This is a genomic window from Bacteroides sp. MSSM.1001136sp1_RTP21357st2_D2_RTP21359_211015, assembly GCF_040913205.1.
Lineage (GTDB): Bacteria > Bacteroidota > Bacteroidia > Bacteroidales > Bacteroidaceae > Bacteroides > Bacteroides ovatus.
This window is the reverse complement of the sequence record NZ_JBDFVF010000082.1, coordinates 1-1,348: the sequence shown is the minus strand read 5'-3', so window position 1 is coordinate 1,348 and position 1,348 is coordinate 1. Positions and strand designations below refer to the sequence as shown.

1 protein-coding gene and 1 pseudogene are annotated in these 1,348 nt (G+C 40.2%); both read right to left on the bottom strand.

Going from position 1 to position 1,348, the window contains the following annotated elements; translation table 11 throughout:
- Nucleotides 1-181, bottom strand: a pseudogene (locus AB5217_RS24825) (hypothetical protein); the annotation flags it as partial.
- Nucleotides 182-365: 184 nt separating this feature from the next.
- Nucleotides 366-1,348: MarR family transcriptional regulator (locus tag AB5217_RS24820; RefSeq protein WP_368117400.1), on the bottom strand; the 983-nt coding region annotated here is incomplete at its 5' end.

Here is a 1,348-nt window from a genome sequence, read left to right as displayed (position 1 = left end):
CTGATGGCTTAAAAGTTTCATTTTTGCCATTTGCATTAATTGACATGCCTGCCTCTTCAGAACTTATGGATTGTCCTTCTTTAATTTTATTGTTTTCATTACTTTTTTGACACCCAACTGCGTTTAAGCTCAAACATGATGCAAGTAATAGGCATGCTCCTCTTGATACTATTTTTTTCATAAATTATTCCTCCTTTATTTTTTACACAATAGCATTTTATATCTACTTTCAATAACATTCTACACACCTTTTATGAAACGTTGATGAAATATAATTTTTTATTTTTCCAAACTATGGTATAATTCATTAGGCCACTTATAAATGATTTTCTACGCAAAATGGCAAAATTTCGGCATCAGGAAAATCAAGATGTAAGCGCCGGAACAAGGATAAGGTTTTTTATCGATAAACCAGCAGCTATGATCTCTTTTCCAAGAGCCGTTATCAAATATTTATAGGATCCTGGGATTTTTTCAATCAGTCCATGGACTTTCAGACGTTTAAAGATCCTTGTCATGGCAGACGGAGTGATTTTCGGAAGATGCTGGCGGATCTGTTTTCCTTGTATCCCGAATGTCATGTATTCCCCTTTGCTGATGGCTTCCAGTACAGACAGATCACGAGAATCAAAAAAGTTGAATCCGCGATAGGTTCGTTCCTTTTCCCTCCGGGAATGACTGACTTCATCCAATTTCTTCCTGCCGCTGCTGTGATCATCAAAGGATGAGATAAATTCAAGGTATCTGTAATTCGCAGATTTCAGGATTGTGAATAACTGATATAAGCTGTAAATACTCTTTTTTAAAGGGGCTTTCCGAATATCGGATGTTCCATCCCTATGCTGAACTTCCCGCTCCACACGGAACGTACTGATATCATTGCAGGTGCTTTCAATTCGCAGTACACAGCCAAACTTGTCATACATTTTTATGGACACATCACCCATGTGGTGCTTGATCCTCGTTCCGAGGATGCGCTGATTATAGTTTGTGCCAATCTCTTTGGTACAGTTATAAGTGATTCGCTGTCCAAGGAAAGTGGCGATGTTGTCAGGCTTCACAGTATATATCGCAGTGTGGATGATTTCATCATAGATTGGTGCCAGGTATTCCGGCTTACGGAACATGATATCCGTGGCACATTCGATCTGCTGAACCGTCCAGGTATAACCCAGCCCGAGAGATTCCGGAACGGGACTGTAGCGTCTGGCAAAGACATCGAGAACTTTATGGAGCCCTTGCGGGTTGATACGGTCAGAAAGTTTCTGAGCAGTTTCAATATCGGAGATTTCAAGGAACGCGTTGTCCTGCATCCGGTAAGAAAGCTGTTTTTTATCAAGCTTATAGG